Origin of the sequence: Pseudomonas sp. B16(2017), assembly GCF_002113205.1 — a bacterium.
Classification (GTDB): domain Bacteria; phylum Pseudomonadota; class Gammaproteobacteria; order Pseudomonadales; family Pseudomonadaceae; genus Aquipseudomonas; species Aquipseudomonas pharyngis.
Window position 1 is genome coordinate 325560 of record NZ_NEKA01000005.1, and the last position, 17382, is coordinate 342941.

The following is a 17382-nucleotide window of genomic DNA, read 5'->3' on the forward strand; positions in this document are numbered from 1 at the left end:
GAAAAGCCGGGAAGTATAGCGGGGCAAGGGGCGCAGGGCGAGCGGGGCGGGCCGGGTGGAGGCTTAAATGTGGGAGCTGGCTTGCCAGCGATGCAGGCGCCGCGGTTTTTCAGGAAAGACGCGGTGATGCTATCGCTGGCAGGGCAGCTCCCACAGGAGATCAGGGAATTATTCGTACTGGCCGAGAAGCCGTTCCATCCGCGCCTCGAGGCGACGTTTGATTTCGGTTTCGATGTGCGGCGCGAAATCGTCGATCACGTCCTGCATGATCAATTGCGCAGCAGCGCGCAGTTCGCTGTCCAGGTGCAGGATAGCGTCGGGACCTTTATCCACAGGTGCAGCGGCAGGTTGCGGGGGTGGCGTCGGCGCGGGTGCAGCTTCGACGGCGTGCGGCGTGTTGTCGACCGAATCGAACAACATCGGAATCTGTTCCTGTTCGCCATCATCGACCGTGTCGGTCAAGAGCGGCGGTTGCAGGTTGTCATCGCCGAGCAACTGGCGGATCGACTCAAGGTCATCCAGCAGGTGCGCGGGTTTTTGCAGCGGTTTTGGAGTGTCCATCGGCGTACTCAGAGTCGCTGTAAACGGTGGTCTTGCAGAGGATAGCCCTGTTCGCGGTAGAAACGGAAACTCTCCCGCGCCGCAGTGCGGATCGCCGGATCTTCCACCACCACCTCGGCAACGCGGGCGAATTTATTGGCGAAAACCGGGACTTTCAGGTCGAGGTTGACCAGCAAGTCTGCGTGCTGGCCGCAGTCATCGCCCAGTCCCAACACGATCAGTCCTTCCGGTTCGCTCTCAGCCGGGCCGTGAGGCACGAAGGTTTCGCCCTTGAACGCCCACAGTCGCGCATCGAGATCATCACGCTGGGCGGCATCGCTGCAATGCAGGTAGATGCGATGGCCCATGCGCCAAGCCTTGTCAGTGAGCTTGCAGGCAAAATCCAGACGCGCCGAAGGATCGGCGCTGGGCAGGATATAAAAGTCGACTTTGGTCATTGCGGTTCCTGAGCCTTGAACGGCGCCGCCCGAAGGCAGCGCCGCCCAGGTTCATCGGTTTCAGGCTTTGGCGCGATCCAGCAGGTATTGAGTCAGCAACGGAACCGGACGGCCAGTGGCGCCCTTGTCCTTGCCGCCGCTGGTCCAGGCGGTGCCGGCGATGTCGAGGTGCGCCCAGTTCAGGTTTTTGGTGAAGCGCGACAGGAAGCACGCAGCGGTGATGGTGCCGGCCTTCGGGCCGCCGATGTTGGCGATGTCGGCGAACGGGCTGTCCAGTTGCTCCTGGTACTCATCGAACAGCGGCAGTTGCCAGGCGCGGTCGTCGGCAGCCTTGCCGGCGCTCAGCAGTTGCTCGATCAGTTCGTCGTTGTTGCCCAGCAGGCCCGACGTGTGGGCGCCCAGCGCAACGACGCAGGCACCGGTCAGGGTGGCGATGTCGATCACCGCCTGCGGCTTGAAGCGCTCGGAGTAGGTCAGGGCGTCGCACAGCACCAGACGGCCTTCGGCGTCGGTGTTGAGGATTTCCACGGTCTGGCCGCTCATGGTGGTGACGATGTCGCCCGGACGCGAAGCGGTGCCGCTCGGCATGTTCTCGGCGCAGGCCAGGATGCACACCAGATTGATCGGCAGCTTCAGTTCCAGCACGGCGCGCAGGGTACCGAACACGCTGGCGGCGCCACCCATGTCGTACTTCATCTCGTCCATGCCGGCGCCCGGCTTCAGGCTGATGCCGCCGGTGTCGAAGGTGATGCCTTTACCGACCAGCGCGTACGGCTTCTCGGATTTCTTGCCACCGTTGTATTGCATGACGATCAGGCGCGGCGGCTGGGCGCTGCCCTGGCCGACGGCGTAGAACGAACCCATGCCCAGGGATTTGATCTTCTTCTCGTCGAGGACTTCGACTTTCAGATCCTTGAACTCTTTGCCGAGGTTCTTGGCTTGCTCGCCGAGGAAGGTCGGGTGGCAGATGTTCGGTGGCAGGTTGCCCAGGTTACGGGTGAATGCCATGCCGTTGGCGATCGCGGTGGCGTGGTTCACGGCGCGTTGCACTTCGGCCTGAGCGGCCTTGATGGTCAGCAGGGTGATTTTCTTCAGGGCGCGCGGTTCGGCTTTCTGGCTCTTGAACTGGTCGAAGGTGTATTCGCCATCGACCAGGGTTTCGGCCAGCAGACGGGTCTTGCCGTAGCTGTCGCGGTTTTTGACGATGATTTCATCGAGTGCCAGCACGGCGTCGCTGCCACCCAGGCCTTTAAGCGTGTTGAGGATGCCGGCGACGATCTTGCGGAACGGACGGTCGCCCAGTTCTTCATCCTTGCCCACGCCGACCAGCAGCACGCGTTCGGCTTTCAGGTTCGGCAGGCTGTGCAGCAACAGGCTCTGGCCGACCTTGCCGGCCAGGTCGCCACGCTTGAGCACGGCGCTGATGGCGCCGCCGCTCAGTTCGTCGACCTGCCTGGCGGCAACACCGAGTTTGCGGCCTTCGCCGACGGCAACCACCAGGGTGGCGGTTTTCAACGTTTCTGGGCTAACGCTTTTTACAACCAGTTCCATGTCCGGATCCCTGAATGAATGGTCAACACGCAGGCGTTCGACGTGTCCGCCGTCGCCTGCTTATAGAGAGAAGAGGCGCAGGCCAGTGCCTGCGACAGAGGCGGCAGTTTGAACCTCGCTCACCGCGCCTGACAACCCTCGGTTGTGCGATCTTCAACGGATTGCATGCTTGCGTGAGTGTGCGCAGTGACAGGCGCCCTCAATCACAGGATAATGCCGCATCTTTTTTCGACGGCTCTGCCTTGCGGGCCCGTCGATACGTTTGCTTGTTTGGCCGCCTTAGCCTGACAACCCTGGAGTGTCTGGTTTGATCGTCTTCCGTTATCTGTCCCGCGAAGTCCTGTTGACCCTGAGTGCGGTAAGCGCCGTGCTGCTGGTCATCATCATGAGCGGTCGCTTCATCAAATACCTTGCCCAGGCCGCTGCGGGCCAGCTCGATCCGGGATCACTGTTCCTGATCATGGGCTTCCGTCTGCCGGGCTTCCTGCAACTGATCCTGCCACTGGGCCTGTTTCTCGGGATCCTGCTGGCGTACGGCCGGTTGTACCTGGAAAGCGAGATGACCGTGCTCTCGGCCACCGGCATGAGCCAGCAGCGTCTGTTTCGCATGACCCTGTTCCCGGCCACTCTGGTGGCACTGGTGGTTGCCTGGCTGAGCCTGAGCCTGGCCCCGCAAGGCGCCAACCAGTTCCAGCTGCTGCTGAACAAACAGGACGCCCTGACCGAATTCGACACCCTCGAGCCCGGCCGCTTCCAGGCCCTGCGCGACGGTACGCGGGTGACCTACACCGAAACCCTGAGCGACGATCGGGTCAACCTTGGCAGCGTGTTCATTTCGCAGAAGAACCTCGGCGCCAACCAGAAAGATCGCGGGATTTCCGTGCTGGTGGCGGAAAAGGGCCGTCAGGAAGTGCGTCCCGACGGCAACCGCTACTTGATCCTCGACAATGGCTACCGCTACGACGGCAGCCCGGGTCAGGCCAACTACCGCGCCATCCACTACGAAACCTACGGCGTGCTGCTGCCCAAGCCGGATGTCAGCGAGGAAGTCACCGACCGTGACGCCATGCCGACCTCGTCTCTGGTGGGTAGCGATGACATCCGCTCGAAAACCGAACTGCAATGGCGCCTGTCGCTGCCGTTGCTGGTGTTCATCGTGACCCTGATGGCGGTGCCGCTGTCGCGGGTCAACCCGCGTCAGGGGCGTTTCCTCAAGCTGCTGCCGGCGATTCTTCTTTATATGGCTTACCTGACCATCCTGATTGCCGCCCGCGGCGCCCTCGAGAAAGGCAAGATTCCACCGGCGCTCGGCTTGTGGTGGGTGCACGCGATCTTCCTGGTCATCGGTCTCGGCCTGCTGTACTGGGAGCCTCTGCGCCTGAAACTGGCCAGCCGTCGCAGCGCAGCGCTGGAGGTGGCCCGTGGTTAAACTCGACCGCTACATCGGCAGCAGCGTGTTCATGGCGATCATCGCGGTGCTGGCGATCATTCTCGGCCTGGCCACTCTGTTTGCGTTCATCGACGAGATGGGCGACGTCAGTGACACCTACACCCTGGTCGATGTCCTGAGCTTTGTGCTCCTGACCGCACCGCGCCGCATGTACGACATGCTGCCGATGGCGGCGCTGATCGGCTGCCTGATCGGCCTCGGCAGTCTGGCGAGCAGCAGTGAGCTGACCGTGATGCGCGCCGCCGGTGTGTCCATCGGGCGCATCGTCTGGGCGGTGATGAAGCCGATGCTGGTGCTGATGCTGGCCGGCGTGCTGATCGGCGAGTACGTGGCACCGGCCACCGAAAGCATGGCTCAGGCCAACCGCTCGCTGGCGCAAGGCAGCGGCGACGCGCAAAGCGCCAAGCATGGCATGTGGCACCGTCAGGGCGAGGAGTTCATTCACATCAACTCCGTGCAACCCAACGGTCGTCTGTACGGCGTGACCCGCTATCACTTCGACAAGGAGCGCCATCTGCTGAGCTCGAGCTTCGCCAAGCGCGCCGAGTTCGACACCGATCACTGGCAGCTCACCGACGTGACCACCACCAAATTCCACGAGCGCAGCACCGAAGTGGTCAATACGCCGGTCGAGCGCTGGGATGTCTCCCTGAGCCCGCAACTGCTGAGCACCGTGGTGATGGCGCCGGAGTCGCTGTCGATCACCGGCCTGTGGGGTTACATCCACTATCTGGCCGATCAGGGCCTGAGCAATGGTCGTTACTGGCTGGCATTTTGGGTCAAAGTGTTGCAGCCGCTGGTGACCGCCGCGCTGGTGCTGATGGCGATTTCCTTCATCTTCGGTCCGTTGCGTTCGGTGACCCTCGGTCAGCGGGTGTTCACGGGCGTGCTGGTGGGTTTCACCTTCCGCATCGTTCAGGATCTGCTGGGTCCATCCAGCCTGGTATTCGGTTTCTCGCCGCTGTTCGCGGTGCTGGTGCCGGCCGGCGTGTGTGCGCTGGCGGGTGTCTGGCTGTTGCGTCGAGCCGGTTGATGAACAAGGTTTCACCCACGCTTTAGCCTTGAAAACGCCTCGGTCGCCAGACCGGGGCGTTTTTGCATGCAATCCGGGTGACAGGCGAACGTGACGCTTGCGCCGTGTATCAGGTACAATTCCCGGCTATTTTTCGGCGGGCCAAGCCTGCAGCCTTTTTGAGTGTTGATCCGTGAGTGATTTGAGTCATATCCGCAATTTCTCCATCATCGCCCACATTGACCATGGCAAGTCGACGCTGGCTGACCGTTTCATCCAGATGTGCGGTGGCCTGGCCGAGCGTGAAATGGAAGCCCAGGTACTGGATTCCATGGATCTGGAGCGCGAACGCGGGATCACCATCAAGGCCCACAGCGTTACCCTCTATTACAAGGCCAAAGACGGCGTCACCTACCAGCTGAACTTCATTGACACCCCGGGCCACGTCGACTTCACCTACGAAGTCAGCCGTTCCCTGGCGGCCTGTGAAGGTGCGTTGCTGGTGGTCGATGCGGGGCAGGGCGTTGAAGCCCAGTCCGTGGCCAACTGCTACACCGCCATCGAGCAGGGCCTCGAGGTCATGCCGGTCCTGAACAAGATCGACCTTCCACAGGCCGAGCCTGACCGCGTCAAGGACGAGATCGAGAAGATCATCGGCATCGACGCCACCGACGCCGTCACCTGCAGCGCCAAGACCGGCCTGGGTGTCGACGAAGTGCTCGAGCGTCTGGTCGCCACCATTCCTGCGCCAACCGGCAATATCGAAGATCCGCTGCAAGCGTTGATCATCGACTCCTGGTTCGACAACTACCTGGGTGTTGTCTCCCTGGTGCGCGTGCGTCATGGCCGCGTGAAGAAGGGCGACAAGATTCTCGTCAAGTCCACCGGCAAGGTGCATCTGGTCGACAGCGTGGGTGTGTTCAACCCGAAACACACCGCCACCGCTGACCTGAAGGCCGGCGAAGTGGGTTTCATCATCGCCAGCATCAAGGACATTCACGGTGCACCGGTCGGTGACACCCTGACCCTGAGCTCCACCCCGGACGTTCCGGTGCTGCCAGGTTTCAAACGCATCCAGCCGCAGGTTTACGCCGGTCTGTTCCCGGTCAGTTCCGACGACTTCGAGGACTTCCGCGAAGCGCTGCAGAAACTGACCCTGAACGACTCGTCGCTGCAATACACGCCGGAAAGCTCCGACGCGCTGGGCTTCGGCTTCCGTTGCGGCTTCCTCGGCATGCTGCACATGGAAATCATCCAGGAGCGCCTGGAGCGCGAATACGACCTGGACCTGATCACCACGGCGCCGACGGTAATCTTCGAACTGGTGCTGAAAACCGGTGAAACGATTTACGTCGACAACCCGTCGAAGCTGCCGGACGTCTCATCGATCGAAGACATGCGCGAGCCGATCGTGCGCGCCAACATCCTGGTACCGCAGGAGCATCTGGGCAACGTCATCACCCTGTGCATCGAGAAACGCGGTGTGCAGGTCGACATGCTGTTCCTCGGCAATCAGGTGCAAGTGACCTACGACCTGCCGATGAACGAAGTGGTCCTGGACTTCTTCGACCGTCTGAAATCCACCAGCCGCGGCTATGCTTCGCTGGACTACCATTTCGATCGTTACCAATCGGCTAATCTGGTGAAACTGGACGTGCTGATCAACGGCGACAAGGTCGACGCTCTGGCGTTGATCGTGCACCGTGACAATTCGCACTTCAAAGGTCGCCAGTTGACCGAGAAGATGAAAGAACTGATTCCTCGTCAGATGTTCGACGTGGCCATCCAGGCTGCCATTGGCGGTCAGATCGTCGCCCGGACAACCGTCAAGGCACTCAGAAAGAACGTATTGGCCAAGTGCTACGGCGGCGACGTCAGCCGTAAGAAAAAACTGCTTGAGAAGCAGAAGGCCGGTAAGAAACGCATGAAACAGGTCGGCAACGTGGAAATTCCACAAGAAGCCTTCCTCGCCGTGCTCAGGTTGGAATAGTCAGGTCCTATGTCACTAAATTTCCCGCTGTTGCTGGTCATTGCCGTGTTCGTCTGCGGTCTGTTGGCGTTGCTCGATCTGTTGATCCTGGCACCGCGTCGGCGTGCCGCCATCGCCTCCTATCAGGGCAGCGTCAGCCAGCCTGACGTGGTGGTGGTCGAGAAGCTGAACAAGGAACCGCTGCTGGTCGAGTACGGCAAGTCGTTCTTCCCGGTGCTGTTCATCGTCCTGGTGCTGCGTTCGTTCCTGGTGGAACCGTTCCAGATTCCGTCCGGCTCGATGAAACCGACCCTGGACGTCGGCGACTTCATTCTGGTGAACAAGTTTTCCTACGGGATCCGTTTGCCGGTGATCGACAAGAAGATCATCGAAGTCGGTGACCCGCAGCGCGGCGATGTGATGGTATTCCGCTACCCGAGCGACCCCAACGTCAACTACATCAAGCGTGTAGTCGGTCTGCCGGGCGATACCGTGCGGTACACCGCCGACAAGCGCCTGTTCGTCAACGGCGAGTCGATTGCCGAGCAACTGGTCGGCTCCGAGCCGGGTACGCTGGGCAGCGCGGAACTCTACAAGGAAAAACTCGGCGCCGCCGAGCACCTGATCCGCAAGGAAATGAGCCGCTACCGCGCCACGCCGGACCATACCTGGACCGTGCCGGCCGGGCACTACTTCATGATGGGCGACAACCGCGACAATTCGAACGACAGTCGCTACTGGGATGATCCGAACATTCCCAAGGATCTGCTGGGCATGGTTCCCGACCAGAACATCGTCGGCAAAGCCTTCGCGGTCTGGATGAGCTGGCCGGAACCGAAACTCAGCCACCTGCCGAACTTCTCGCGGGTCGGCCTGATCAAGTAAACAAACACGGCGCTGTTGACCACAGCGCCGAATGCATTTCTGGCGTCGGCACAACCGGCTCCGGGGCATGAAGCCACGATATTCAGGACGTCATTTTTGAACACAGCGTTAATTGTCCCAGGCCTGCGCCGATTCCCGGCGATGGCAGTGGAATCCAGCCACGAACTCAGCGTGGGTAAACCGTGAGCGTTTCTCTAAGCCGTCTCGAGCGTCAGCTCGGTTACACCTTCAAGGACCAGGAACTGATGGTCCTGGCCCTTACGCACCGCAGCTTTGCCGGACGCAACAACGAGCGTCTGGAATTCCTCGGCGATGCGATCCTCAATTTTGTTGCCGGCGAAGCCTTGTTCGACCGTTTCCCGCTGGCGCGCGAAGGCCAGTTGTCGCGTTTGCGCGCACGGCTGGTAAAAGGTGAGACGCTGGCGGTGCTGGCCCGCGGTTTCGATCTGGGCGATTACCTGCGTCTGGGTTCTGGCGAGTTGAAGAGCGGCGGTTTCCGTCGCGAGTCTATTCTGGCCGACGCCCTTGAAGCACTGATCGGTGCGATCTACCTCGACGCCGGCATGGAAGTCGCCCGCGAGCGCGTACTGGCCTGGCTGGCCGGCGAGTTCGAAGGCCTGACGCTGGTCGACACCAACAAGGATCCCAAGACCCGCCTGCAGGAATTCCTGCAATCGCGCGGCTGTGAACTGCCGCGTTATGAAGTGGTGGATATCCAGGGCGAGCCGCACTGCCGTACTTTCTTCGTCGAGTGCGAAGTTGTCCTATTGAATGAAAAAAGCCGGGGTCAGGGTGTGAGCCGTCGCATTGCCGAACAGGTAGCGGCCGCCGCAGCACTGATTGCCCTGGGTGTGGAGAATGGCAATGACTGATACAAACGCAACGCGCTGTGGCTATGTTGCCATCGTCGGCCGTCCCAACGTGGGCAAGTCCACGCTGCTGAACCACATCCTCGGCCAGAAGCTGGCGATCACCTCGCGCAAGCCGCAGACCACTCGCCACAACATGCTCGGGATCAAGACCGAGGGCGATGTGCAGGCGATCTACGTCGACACCCCCGGCATGCACAAGGGTGGCGAAAAAGCCCTGAACCGCTACATGAACAAGACCGCTTCGGCGGCGTTGAAAGACGTCGACGTGGTGATCTTCGTGGTCGACCGCACCAAGTGGACCGAAGAAGACCAGATGGTGCTTGAACGCGTGCAGTACGTGACCGGCCCGTTGATCGTCGCACTGAACAAGACCGACCGCATCGAAGACAAGGCCGAGCTGATGCCGCACCTTTCGTGGTTGCAGGAACAGCTGCCGAACGCGCAGATCATTCCGATCTCGGCGCAACACGGGCACAACCTCGACGCCCTGGAAAAGGTCATCGCCGACCATCTGCCGGAGAACGATCACTTCTTCCCGGAAGACCAGATCACCGACCGCAGCAGCCGCTTCCTCGCCGCCGAACTGGTGCGCGAGAAGATCATGCGCCAGCTCGGCGCCGAGCTGCCGTACCAGATCACCGTGGAAATCGAAGAGTTCAAGCAGCAGGGTGCGACGCTGCACATCCATGCGCTGATCCTCGTCGAGCGTGACGGCCAGAAGAAAATCATCATTGGCGACAAGGGCGAGCGCATCAAGCGCATCGGCACGGAGGCGCGCAAGGACATGGAGCTGCTGTTCGACTCCAAGATCATGCTCAACCTGTGGGTCAAGGTGAAGGGCGGCTGGTCCGACGACGAGCGTGCGCTGCGTTCGCTGGGTTACGGCGACCTGTAACACCGGTTTTCTGCTGCACCAGAGAACCCCCTGTGGGAGCGGGCTTGCTCGCGAATGCGCCGTATCAGTCGACATATGTTTTGACTGACTCACCGCTTTCGCGAGCAAGCCCGCTCCCACATTAGTTTTGGGTTTGTGTGTAAAACTGCGTTTCGTCATCGAGAACTCAATGTCGCAAAGCCCACCTCCCGCCCAGCCCGCCTACGTCCTGCATTCGCGCGCCTACCGCGAAACCAGCGCCCTGGTGGACTTCCTCACGCCGCAAGGTCGGCTGCGGGCGGTGTTGCGCAGCGCGCGGGGCAAGGCCGGGACGCTGGCACGACCGTTCGTGCCGCTGGAAGTGGAGTTTCGCGGCAAGGGTGAGTTGAAGAACGTCGGGCGCATGGAAAGTGTCGGCAACGCAACGTGGATGGTCGGTGAGGCGCTGTTCAGCGGTCTGTATCTCAATGAGCTGTTGATCCGCCTGTTGCCCGCCGAAGATCCGCATCCTGCGGTGTTCGATCATTACGCTGTCACGTTGCTGGCATTGGCCGAGGGGCGGCCGCTGGAACCGCTGTTGCGCTCCTTCGAGTGGCGGCTGCTCGACGACCTCGGTTATGGCTTTTCCCTGAACACCGACATCAATGACGAACCCATCGCTGCGGATGGCCTATACCGCTTGCAGGTGGATGCCGGGCTCGAACGGGTCTATCTGCTGCAACCCGGTCTGTTCAACGGCACCGAACTGCTGGCCATGGCCGAAGCCGACTGGTCGGCCCCCGGCGCGTTGTCCGCCGCCAAGCGCTTGATGCGACAAGCGCTGGCCGTGCATCTGGGCGGTCGTCCCCTCGTCAGTCGCGAGCTGTTTCGCAAGCCCTGATCTCACCGTATGCTGTGCGCCGAATCTTTCCATTCAGGAGCGCATCCGTGACCACCAGCAATCGCATTCTTCTTGGCGTGAACATCGACCACGTCGCCACCCTGCGTCAGGCCCGTGGCACGCGCTATCCGGATCCGGTCAAGGCTGCGCTGGACGCGGAAGAGGCGGGCGCTGACGGCATCACCGTGCACCTGCGCGAAGACCGTCGGCACATTCAGGAGCGCGACGTGCTGCTGCTCAAGGATGTGCTGCAAACCCGCATGAACTTCGAAATGGGCGTCACCGAAGAAATGATGGCGTTCGCCGAGCGCATTCGTCCGGCGCACATCTGCCTGGTGCCGGAAACCCGTCAGGAGCTGACCACCGAAGGCGGTCTGGATGTGGCGGGGCAGGAAGAGCGGATCAGGGCGGCGGTCGAGCGTTTGTCGAAGATCGGCAGCGAAGTGTCGCTGTTTATCGACGCCGACGAGCGGCAGATCGCTGCGTCGAAGCGCGTCGGCGCACCGGCCATCGAGCTGCACACCGGACGTTACGCCGATGCCGAAACGCCGACCGAAGTGGCTGAAGAACTCAAGCGTGTCGCGGACGGCGTGGCCTTCGGTCTGGCCCAGGGCCTGATCGTCAATGCCGGCCATGGCCTGCACTATCACAACGTCGAGGCGGTTGCCGCGATCAAGGGTATCAATGAGCTGAACATCGGTCATGCGCTGGTGGCGCATGCTCTGTTCGTCGGTTTCAAGTCGGCGGTGTCGGAGATGAAGGCGTTGATTCTGGCGGCTGCCAAACACTAAGTTTCAACATCTCGTGGGAGCAAATTGCTCCCACATTTGTTTTGGGGATGGGTTAAAGCGGGGCGGGCTCTTGAGCCGGTTTCGATTTGTCGATCCCCGGCACATGCAGATTGCCCTCGGCCACCTGATCGCCTTCAAGCTGCGGCTGGGTCACCCAGGTGAGGATGTCGTAGTAGCGACGGATGTTCGCCACGAAATGCACCGGTTCGCCGCCCCGGGCGTAGCCGTAGCGGGTCTTGCTGTACCACTGCTTCTGCGACAGGCGCGGCAGGATCTTTTTCACATCCAGCCACTTGTCCGGGTTCAACCCTTCCTTGGCCGCCAGTTTGCGTGCGTCATCCAGATGACCGCTGCCGACGTTGTAGGCCGCAAGAGCAAACCAGGTGCGATCCGGTTCCTGGATCGATTCGTCTAGCTGATCCTTCATGTAGGCCAGGTACTTGGCGCCACCCATGATGCTCTGCTTCGGATCGAGGCGGTTGGACACGCCCATGGCCTGGGCGGTGTTCTGGGTCAGCATCATCAGCCCGCGCACGCCGGTCTTCGACGTGACCGCCGGTTGCCACAGCGATTCCTGATAACCGATGGCCGCCAGCAGGCGCCAGTCGACTTTCTCTTTCTTGGCGTAGGCCTTGAAGTGCTGTTCGTACTTGGGCAGCCGCTGTTGCAAATGCTGGGCGAAGGTGGTGGCGCCCATGTAGCCGAGGACATCAACGTGGCCGTAATAACGGTCTTTCAGGCGTTGCAGGGTGCCGTTCTTCTGCACCTTGTCCAGATAACTGTTGATCTCGTTGAGCAGGCTGTTGTCTTCGCCGGCGGCCACGGCCCAGCTCTGGCTGCGCGCGTCGCCGAGGTCGAAGGCGACGCGGATATTGGTGAAGTACACCTGGTTCATCGCCACTTCGTTGGAATCGACCAGGGTCAGGTCGATCTGGCCCTCATCGACCATGCGCAGCAGGTCGACCACTTCAACGGCGTCGGACTCTTCGTACTGGATGCCAGGATATTTCTGTTTCAGCTCCGCCAGTTGTTCGGCGTGGGTGCTGCCCTTGAGCACCATGATCTTCTTGCCCACCAGATCGCCGGCGTCGGTGGGGCGTGACTGGCCGTTGCGGTAGATGATCTGCGGGGTGACTTCGAGGTAGGAGCGCGAGAAGCGAACCTGCTTCTTGCGCTGTTCGCTGCTGACCAGGCCGGCGGCCGCCAGTACCGGGCCGTTCGGCTTGCCGACCTGATTGAACAGGTCGTCTAGATTGTCGGCGGTTTCGATCTTCAGCTCGACCCCCAAATCGTCGGCAAAGCGCTTCACCAGCTCGTATTCGAAGCCGGTTTCACCGCTGCGATCCTGAAAGTAGGTGGCGGGGCTGTTTCGGGTGACCACCCGCAGCACACCATCCTCCTTTACGCGCTCGAGTGTGTTGGGTTTATCAACACAGCCACTGAGCATCAGGAAGAGTCCGGTAGCGATCAGCCATTTGGCGTATCGCGGACGCAAAGCCGTTGGGGAAAACATGTGCGCAGTATACGCAAAGGACAACGGGCGCCATATCTCGACAGTCGAGGGGTTGTCTGCTAGGCATCACAAAACCGCGCGAAACCCCGCAGAAACGGGCCCGAAAGGCATTTTGTGACAGAAAAAATAACCCGCGTTCCTGCACCCCACAAATTTGACCCTCAAGGCAGGAACGCCACTCGACATCCGGGTGCAACCGTGCGTAGCGTTTCGGGTGATGTTGAGGGCGGTTTAGGCTAGAATGCACGGCCTCAAAGCACACCCCTTCCCGAGGCTGTCCCGAAGATGTTGATCCTGCGCGGCGCTCCTGCCCTTTCTGCCTTTCGCCACAGCAAACTCCTTGAGCAACTGAGCCAGAAGGTTCCAGCTGTCAGTGGCCTGTATGCTGAATTCGCTCACTTCGCCGAAGTCACCGGCGTCCTGACCGGCGACGAACAGCAGGTGCTTGCGCGCCTTCTGAAGTACGGTCCAAGCGTTCCGGTTCAAGAGCCGACCGGTCGTCTGTTCCTGGTGTTGCCACGTTTCGGCACCATCTCGCCATGGTCGAGCAAGGCCAGCGACATCGCCCGCAACTGCGGCCTGAGCAAGATCCAGCGCCTGGAGCGCGGTATCGCGTTCTACGTGGCCGGTCAGTTCAGCGAAACCGAAGCGCAGCAGATTGCAGACGTATTGCATGACCGTATGACTCAGATCGTTCTGGCCAACCTCGAGCAGGCCGCCGGTCTGTTCAGCCACGCCGAACCGAAGCCGCTGACCGCCATCGACATCCTCGGCGGTGGTCGCGCCGCGCTGGAGAAGGCCAACGTCGAACTGGGCCTGGCCCTGGCCGAAGACGAGATCGACTATCTGGTCAACGCCTTCAACGGTCTCAAGCGCAACCCGCACGACATCGAACTGATGATGTTCGCCCAGGCCAACTCCGAGCACTGCCGCCACAAGATCTTCAACGCCAGTTGGGATATTGACGGCGAGAGCCAGGAAAAAAGCCTGTTCGGCATGATCAAGAACACCTATCAGATGCACAGCGAAGGCGTGCTGTCCGCTTACAAGGACAACGCCTCGGTGATCGTCGGCAACGTCGCCGGCCGCTTCTTCCCGGATCCGGAAACCCGCCAGTACGGCGCGGTGCAGGAGCCGGTGCACATCCTGATGAAGGTCGAAACACACAACCACCCGACCGCGATCGCTCCGTTCCCGGGCGCGTCCACCGGTTCCGGTGGCGAGATCCGCGACGAAGGTGCAACCGGTCGTGGCGCCAAGCCGAAAGCCGGCCTGACCGGTTTCACCGTGTCGAACCTGCAGATCCCGGGCTTCGAACAGCCGTGGGAAGTGCCGTACGGCAAGCCTGAGCGCATCGTCAACGCGCTGGACATCATGATCGAAGGCCCGCTGGGCGGCGCCGCGTTCAACAACGAATTCGGCCGTCCGGCCCTGACCGGTTACTTCCGTACCTTCGAACAATCGATCACCACCCCGCACGGTGACGAAGTTCGCGGTTACCACAAGCCGATCATGCTGGCTGGCGGCATGGGCAACATCCGTGAAGAACACGTCAAGAAAGGCGAGATTCTGGTCGGCTCCAAGCTGATCGTCCTCGGCGGCCCGGCGATGCTGATCGGTCTGGGTGGCGGCGCTGCTTCCTCCATGGCCACCGGCACCAGCTCGGCGGATCTGGACTTCGCTTCCGTTCAGCGTGAAAACCCTGAAATGGAACGTCGCTGCCAGGAAGTCATCGACCGTTGCTGGCAGCTGGGCGACAAGAACCCGATCAGCTTCATCCACGACGTGGGTGCGGGCGGTCTGTCCAACGCCTTCCCGGAACTGGTCAACGACGGCGACCGCGGTGGCCGTTTCGAACTGCGCAACATTCCGAACGACGAGCCGGGCATGGCCCCGCACGAAATCTGGTCCAACGAATCCCAGGAACGTTACGTTCTGGCAGTCGGCCCGGCCGACTTCGAGCGCTTCAAGGCGATCTGCGAACGGGAGCGTTGCCCGTTTGCCGTTGTCGGTGAAGCCACCGCCGAGCCGCAACTGACCGTGACCGACAGCCATTTCGGCAACAACCCGGTGGACATGCCACTGGAAGTGTTGCTGGGCAAGGCGCCGCGCATGCACCGTTCGGTGGTTCGCGAAGCCGAGCTGGGCGATGACTTCGATCCGTCGAACCTCGACATCGGCGAAAGCATCGAACGCGTCCTGCACCACCCGGCCGTGGCGAGCAAAAGCTTCCTGATCACCATCGGCGACCGCACCATCACCGGCCTCGTGGCCCGTGACCAGATGGTCGGCCCTTGGCAGGTTCCGGTGGCCGACGTGGCCGTCACCGCCACCAGCTTCGACGTCTACACCGGTGAAGCGATGGCGATGGGCGAGCGCACTCCGCTGGCACTGCTGGATGCTCCGGCGTCGGGCCGCATGGCCATCGGCGAAACCCTGACCAACATTGCCGCTTCGCGCATCAACAAGCTCTCCGACATCAAACTGTCGGCGAACTGGATGTCCGCTGCCGGCCACCCGGGCGAAGACGCGCGTCTGTACGACACCGTGAAAGCGGTCGGCATGGAACTGTGCCCTGAACTGGGCCTGACCATTCCGGTTGGCAAGGACTCGATGTCCATGGCCACCCGCTGGAACGACGATGGCGAAGACAAGACCGTCACCTCGCCGATGTCCCTGATCGTGACCGGTTTCGCGCCAGTGGCTGACATCCGTCAGACCCTGACTCCGGAACTGCGCATGGACAAGGGCACCACCGACCTGATCCTGATCGACCTCGGTCGCGGTCAGAACCGTATGGGCGCCTCGATCCTCGCCCAGGTTCACGGCAAGCTCGGCAAGCAGGCTCCGGACGTCGACGACGCCGAAGACCTGAAGGCGTTCTTCGCCGTGATCCAGGGCCTCAACGCCGACGGTCATCTGCTGGCTTACCACGACCGTTCCGACGGCGGTCTGCTGACCTCCGTGGTGGAAATGGCCTTCGCCGGTCACTGCGGTCTGAGCCTGAACCTCGACAGCGTTGCTGAATCCTCGGCAGAAATCGCCGCCATCCTGTTCAACGAAGAACTGGGTGCCGTGATCCAGGTTCGCCAGGACGCCACCCCGGACATCCTCGCCCAATTCAGCGCGGCTGGTCTGGGCGACTGCGTGTCGGTGATCGGTCAGCCGATCAACAATGGCCAGATCAACATCACCTTCAACGGTGACACCGTGTTCGAAGGCCAGCGTCGTCTGCTGCAACGTCAGTGGGCCGAGACCAGCTACCAGATCCAGCGTCTGCGCGACAACGCCGACTGCGCCGAGCAAGAGTTCGATGCGCTGCTGGAAGAAGACAACCCGGGCCTGAGCGTCAAGCTGAGCTACGACGTCAACCAGGACATCGCCGCGCCTTACATCAAGAAAGGCATCCGCCCACAGGTTGCGGTACTGCGTGAGCAGGGCGTCAACGGTCAGGTGGAAATGGCGGCTGCGTTCGACCGCGCCGGTTTCAACGCGATCGACGTGCACATGAGCGACATTCTGGCCGGCCGCGTCGACCTGAACGAGTTCAAGGGTCTGGTGGCCTGCGGTGGTTTCTCCTACGGCGACGTTCTCGGCGCCGGTGAAGGCTGGGCCAAGTCCGCACTGTTCAACAGCCGTGCCCGCGATGCGTTCCAGGGCTTCTTCGAACGTAACGACAGCTTCACCCTCGGCGTGTGCAACGGTTGCCAGATGATGTCCAACCTGCACGAGCTGATCCCGGGCAGCGAGTTCTGGCCGCACTTCGTGCGCAACCGCTCCGAGCAATTCGAAGCGCGCGTGGCGATGGTTCAGGTTCAGGAGTCGAACTCGATCTTCCTGCAGGGCATGGCCGGTTCGCGCATGCCGATCGCCATCGCTCACGGTGAAGGCCATGCCGAATTCGAAAGCGAAGAGGCACTGCTGGAAGCCGATCTGTCGGGTTGCGTGGCGATGCGTTTCGTCGACAACCACGGCAAGGTCACCGAAGCCTACCCGGCCAACCCGAACGGTTCGCCGCGCGGGATCACCGGCCTCACCAGCCGCGACGGTCGCGTGACGATCATGATGCCGCACCCGGAGCGTGTGTTCCGTGCCGTGCAGAACTCGTGGCGTTCGGAAGACTGGAACGAAGACGCACCTTGGATGCGTATGTTCCGTAATGCTCGTGTGTGGGTGAACTAAGCGCTGTGTACAAGCTCGCGTTTTTTGTTCCCGACAGCCATGTCGAGGTGGTCAAGGACGCTGTGTTCGCTGCCGGTGGTGGGCGGATTGGTGACTATGACCACTGTGCTTGGCAGGTGCTTGGCTCTGGTCAGTTTCGGCCTCTGGACGGCAGTCAGCCGTTCATTGGTCAGGCTGGGCAGGTTGAGCGGGTCGAGGAGTGGAAGGTTGAGCTTGTCGTTTGCGATGAGTTGATTCGCGCGGTAGTGGCGGCTCTTAAGTTGAGCCATCCCTACGAGACACCGGCTTATGAAGTTTGGCGGTTGGAGGATTTTTGATCTTCCTTGGCTGCTGATACGGGAAACCCGCTGGAAGTGATTTCAGCGGGTTTTTTGGTTTTTTGGTTTTGGGATTGAGTGAATATCC

14 protein-coding genes are annotated in these 17382 nt (G+C 61.3%); 10 read left to right on the forward strand and 4 right to left on the reverse strand.

Annotated elements, in window-relative coordinates; genetic code table 11:
- Positions 1 to 168 precede the first annotated feature (168 nt).
- The 3 genes from CAG25_RS11180 to CAG25_RS11190 are packed head-to-tail and all read right to left on the reverse strand — an operon-like array spanning position 169 to position 2549.
- Positions 169 to 561: a hypothetical protein gene (locus tag CAG25_RS11180; protein WP_064593575.1), complete on the reverse strand. Its 393-nt coding sequence runs from the start codon at positions 559 to 561 to the stop codon at positions 169 to 171.
- Between the two features lie 8 nt (positions 562 to 569).
- On the reverse strand, positions 570 to 998 hold the full coding sequence (locus CAG25_RS11185; protein WP_064593578.1) for a DNA polymerase III subunit chi: 429 nt from the start codon (positions 996 to 998) through the stop codon (positions 570 to 572).
- 60 nt (positions 999 to 1058) lie between these two features.
- Positions 1059 to 2549 (reverse strand): leucyl aminopeptidase, encoded by a 1491-nt coding sequence (locus tag CAG25_RS11190; protein ID WP_047292705.1) that lies wholly within the window; start codon positions 2547 to 2549, stop codon positions 1059 to 1061.
- Between the two features lie 307 nt (positions 2550 to 2856).
- Between CAG25_RS11190 and lptF the strand changes: the two genes are divergently transcribed.
- The 8 genes from lptF (at position 2857) to pdxJ (ending at position 11282) form a co-directional block, all read left to right on the forward strand.
- Positions 2857 to 3978 (forward strand): LPS export ABC transporter permease LptF, encoded by a 1122-nt coding sequence (gene lptF, locus CAG25_RS11195; RefSeq protein WP_007957364.1) that lies wholly within the window; start codon positions 2857 to 2859, stop codon positions 3976 to 3978.
- Positions 3971 to 5032 (forward strand): LPS export ABC transporter permease LptG, encoded by a 1062-nt coding sequence (lptG, locus tag CAG25_RS11200; protein WP_007957365.1) that lies wholly within the window; start codon positions 3971 to 3973, stop codon positions 5030 to 5032. The genes lptF and lptG overlap by 8 nt, the downstream gene beginning before the upstream one ends.
- 172 nt (positions 5033 to 5204) lie before the next feature.
- A complete protein-coding gene (gene lepA, locus CAG25_RS11205; RefSeq protein ID WP_039769508.1) occupies positions 5205 to 7001 on the forward strand; it encodes a translation elongation factor 4 in 1797 nt (598 codons plus the stop codon).
- 9 nt (positions 7002 to 7010) lie between these two features.
- On the forward strand, positions 7011 to 7865 hold the full coding sequence (lepB, locus tag CAG25_RS11210; RefSeq protein WP_064382430.1) for a signal peptidase I: 855 nt from the start codon (positions 7011 to 7013) through the stop codon (positions 7863 to 7865).
- Between the two features lie 182 nt (positions 7866 to 8047).
- The gene (rnc, locus tag CAG25_RS11215; protein WP_011332589.1) at positions 8048 to 8737 is read left to right on the forward strand and encodes a ribonuclease III; all 690 of its coding nucleotides are present in this window, start codon (positions 8048 to 8050) and stop codon (positions 8735 to 8737) included.
- On the forward strand, positions 8730 to 9632 hold the full coding sequence (gene era / locus CAG25_RS11220) for a GTPase Era (protein WP_039769512.1): 903 nt from the start codon (positions 8730 to 8732) through the stop codon (positions 9630 to 9632). The genes rnc and era overlap by 8 nt, the downstream gene beginning before the upstream one ends.
- Before the next feature lie 169 nt (positions 9633 to 9801).
- Entirely contained in the window at positions 9802 to 10491 is a 690-nt protein-coding gene (gene recO / locus CAG25_RS11225; RefSeq protein WP_085611422.1) for a DNA repair protein RecO, read from the forward strand.
- A 47-nt stretch (positions 10492 to 10538) separates the two neighbouring features.
- A complete protein-coding gene (pdxJ, locus tag CAG25_RS11230) occupies positions 10539 to 11282 on the forward strand; it encodes a pyridoxine 5'-phosphate synthase (RefSeq protein ID WP_064382428.1) in 744 nt (247 codons plus the stop codon).
- A gap of 52 nt (positions 11283 to 11334) precedes the next feature.
- On the opposite strand, the gene mltF is transcribed toward pdxJ, so the two are convergent.
- Positions 11335 to 12795, reverse strand: coding sequence for a membrane-bound lytic murein transglycosylase MltF (gene mltF, locus CAG25_RS11235; protein WP_011332593.1), 1461 nt, complete (start codon positions 12793 to 12795; stop codon positions 11335 to 11337).
- A gap of 285 nt (positions 12796 to 13080) precedes the next feature.
- Here mltF and purL point away from each other — a divergent pair, with 285 nt between their 5' ends.
- Both purL and CAG25_RS11245 read left to right on the forward strand, forming a co-directional pair.
- Positions 13081 to 16977, forward strand: a complete 3897-nt coding sequence (purL, locus tag CAG25_RS11240) for a phosphoribosylformylglycinamidine synthase (RefSeq protein WP_085611423.1) — start codon at positions 13081 to 13083, stop codon at positions 16975 to 16977.
- Positions 16978 to 16982: 5 nt separating this feature from the next.
- Entirely contained in the window at positions 16983 to 17294 is a 312-nt protein-coding gene (locus tag CAG25_RS11245; protein ID WP_085611424.1) for a YqfO family protein, read from the forward strand.
- Positions 17295 to 17382: the final 88 nt, after the last annotated feature.

Excerpts from the sequence above, each read along its gene's own strand:
- mltF (WP_011332593.1), bottom strand. The coding sequence starts at position 12,795 with ATGTTTTCCCCAACGGCTTTGCGTCCGCGATACGCCAAATGGCTGATC.
- era (WP_039769512.1), top strand. The coding sequence starts at position 8,730 with ATGACTGATACAAACGCAACGCGCTGTGGCTATGTTGCCATCGTCGGC.
- CAG25_RS11185 (WP_064593578.1), bottom strand. The coding sequence starts at position 998 with ATGACCAAAGTCGACTTTTATATCCTGCCCAGCGCCGATCCTTCGGCG.
- recO (WP_085611422.1), top strand. The coding sequence starts at position 9,802 with ATGTCGCAAAGCCCACCTCCCGCCCAGCCCGCCTACGTCCTGCATTCG.
- lepB (WP_064382430.1), top strand. The coding sequence starts at position 7,011 with ATGTCACTAAATTTCCCGCTGTTGCTGGTCATTGCCGTGTTCGTCTGC.
- purL (WP_085611423.1), top strand. The coding sequence starts at position 13,081 with ATGTTGATCCTGCGCGGCGCTCCTGCCCTTTCTGCCTTTCGCCACAGC.
- CAG25_RS11180 (WP_064593575.1), bottom strand. The coding sequence starts at position 561 with ATGGACACTCCAAAACCGCTGCAAAAACCCGCGCACCTGCTGGATGAC.
- CAG25_RS11190 (WP_047292705.1), bottom strand. The coding sequence starts at position 2,549 with ATGGAACTGGTTGTAAAAAGCGTTAGCCCAGAAACGTTGAAAACCGCC.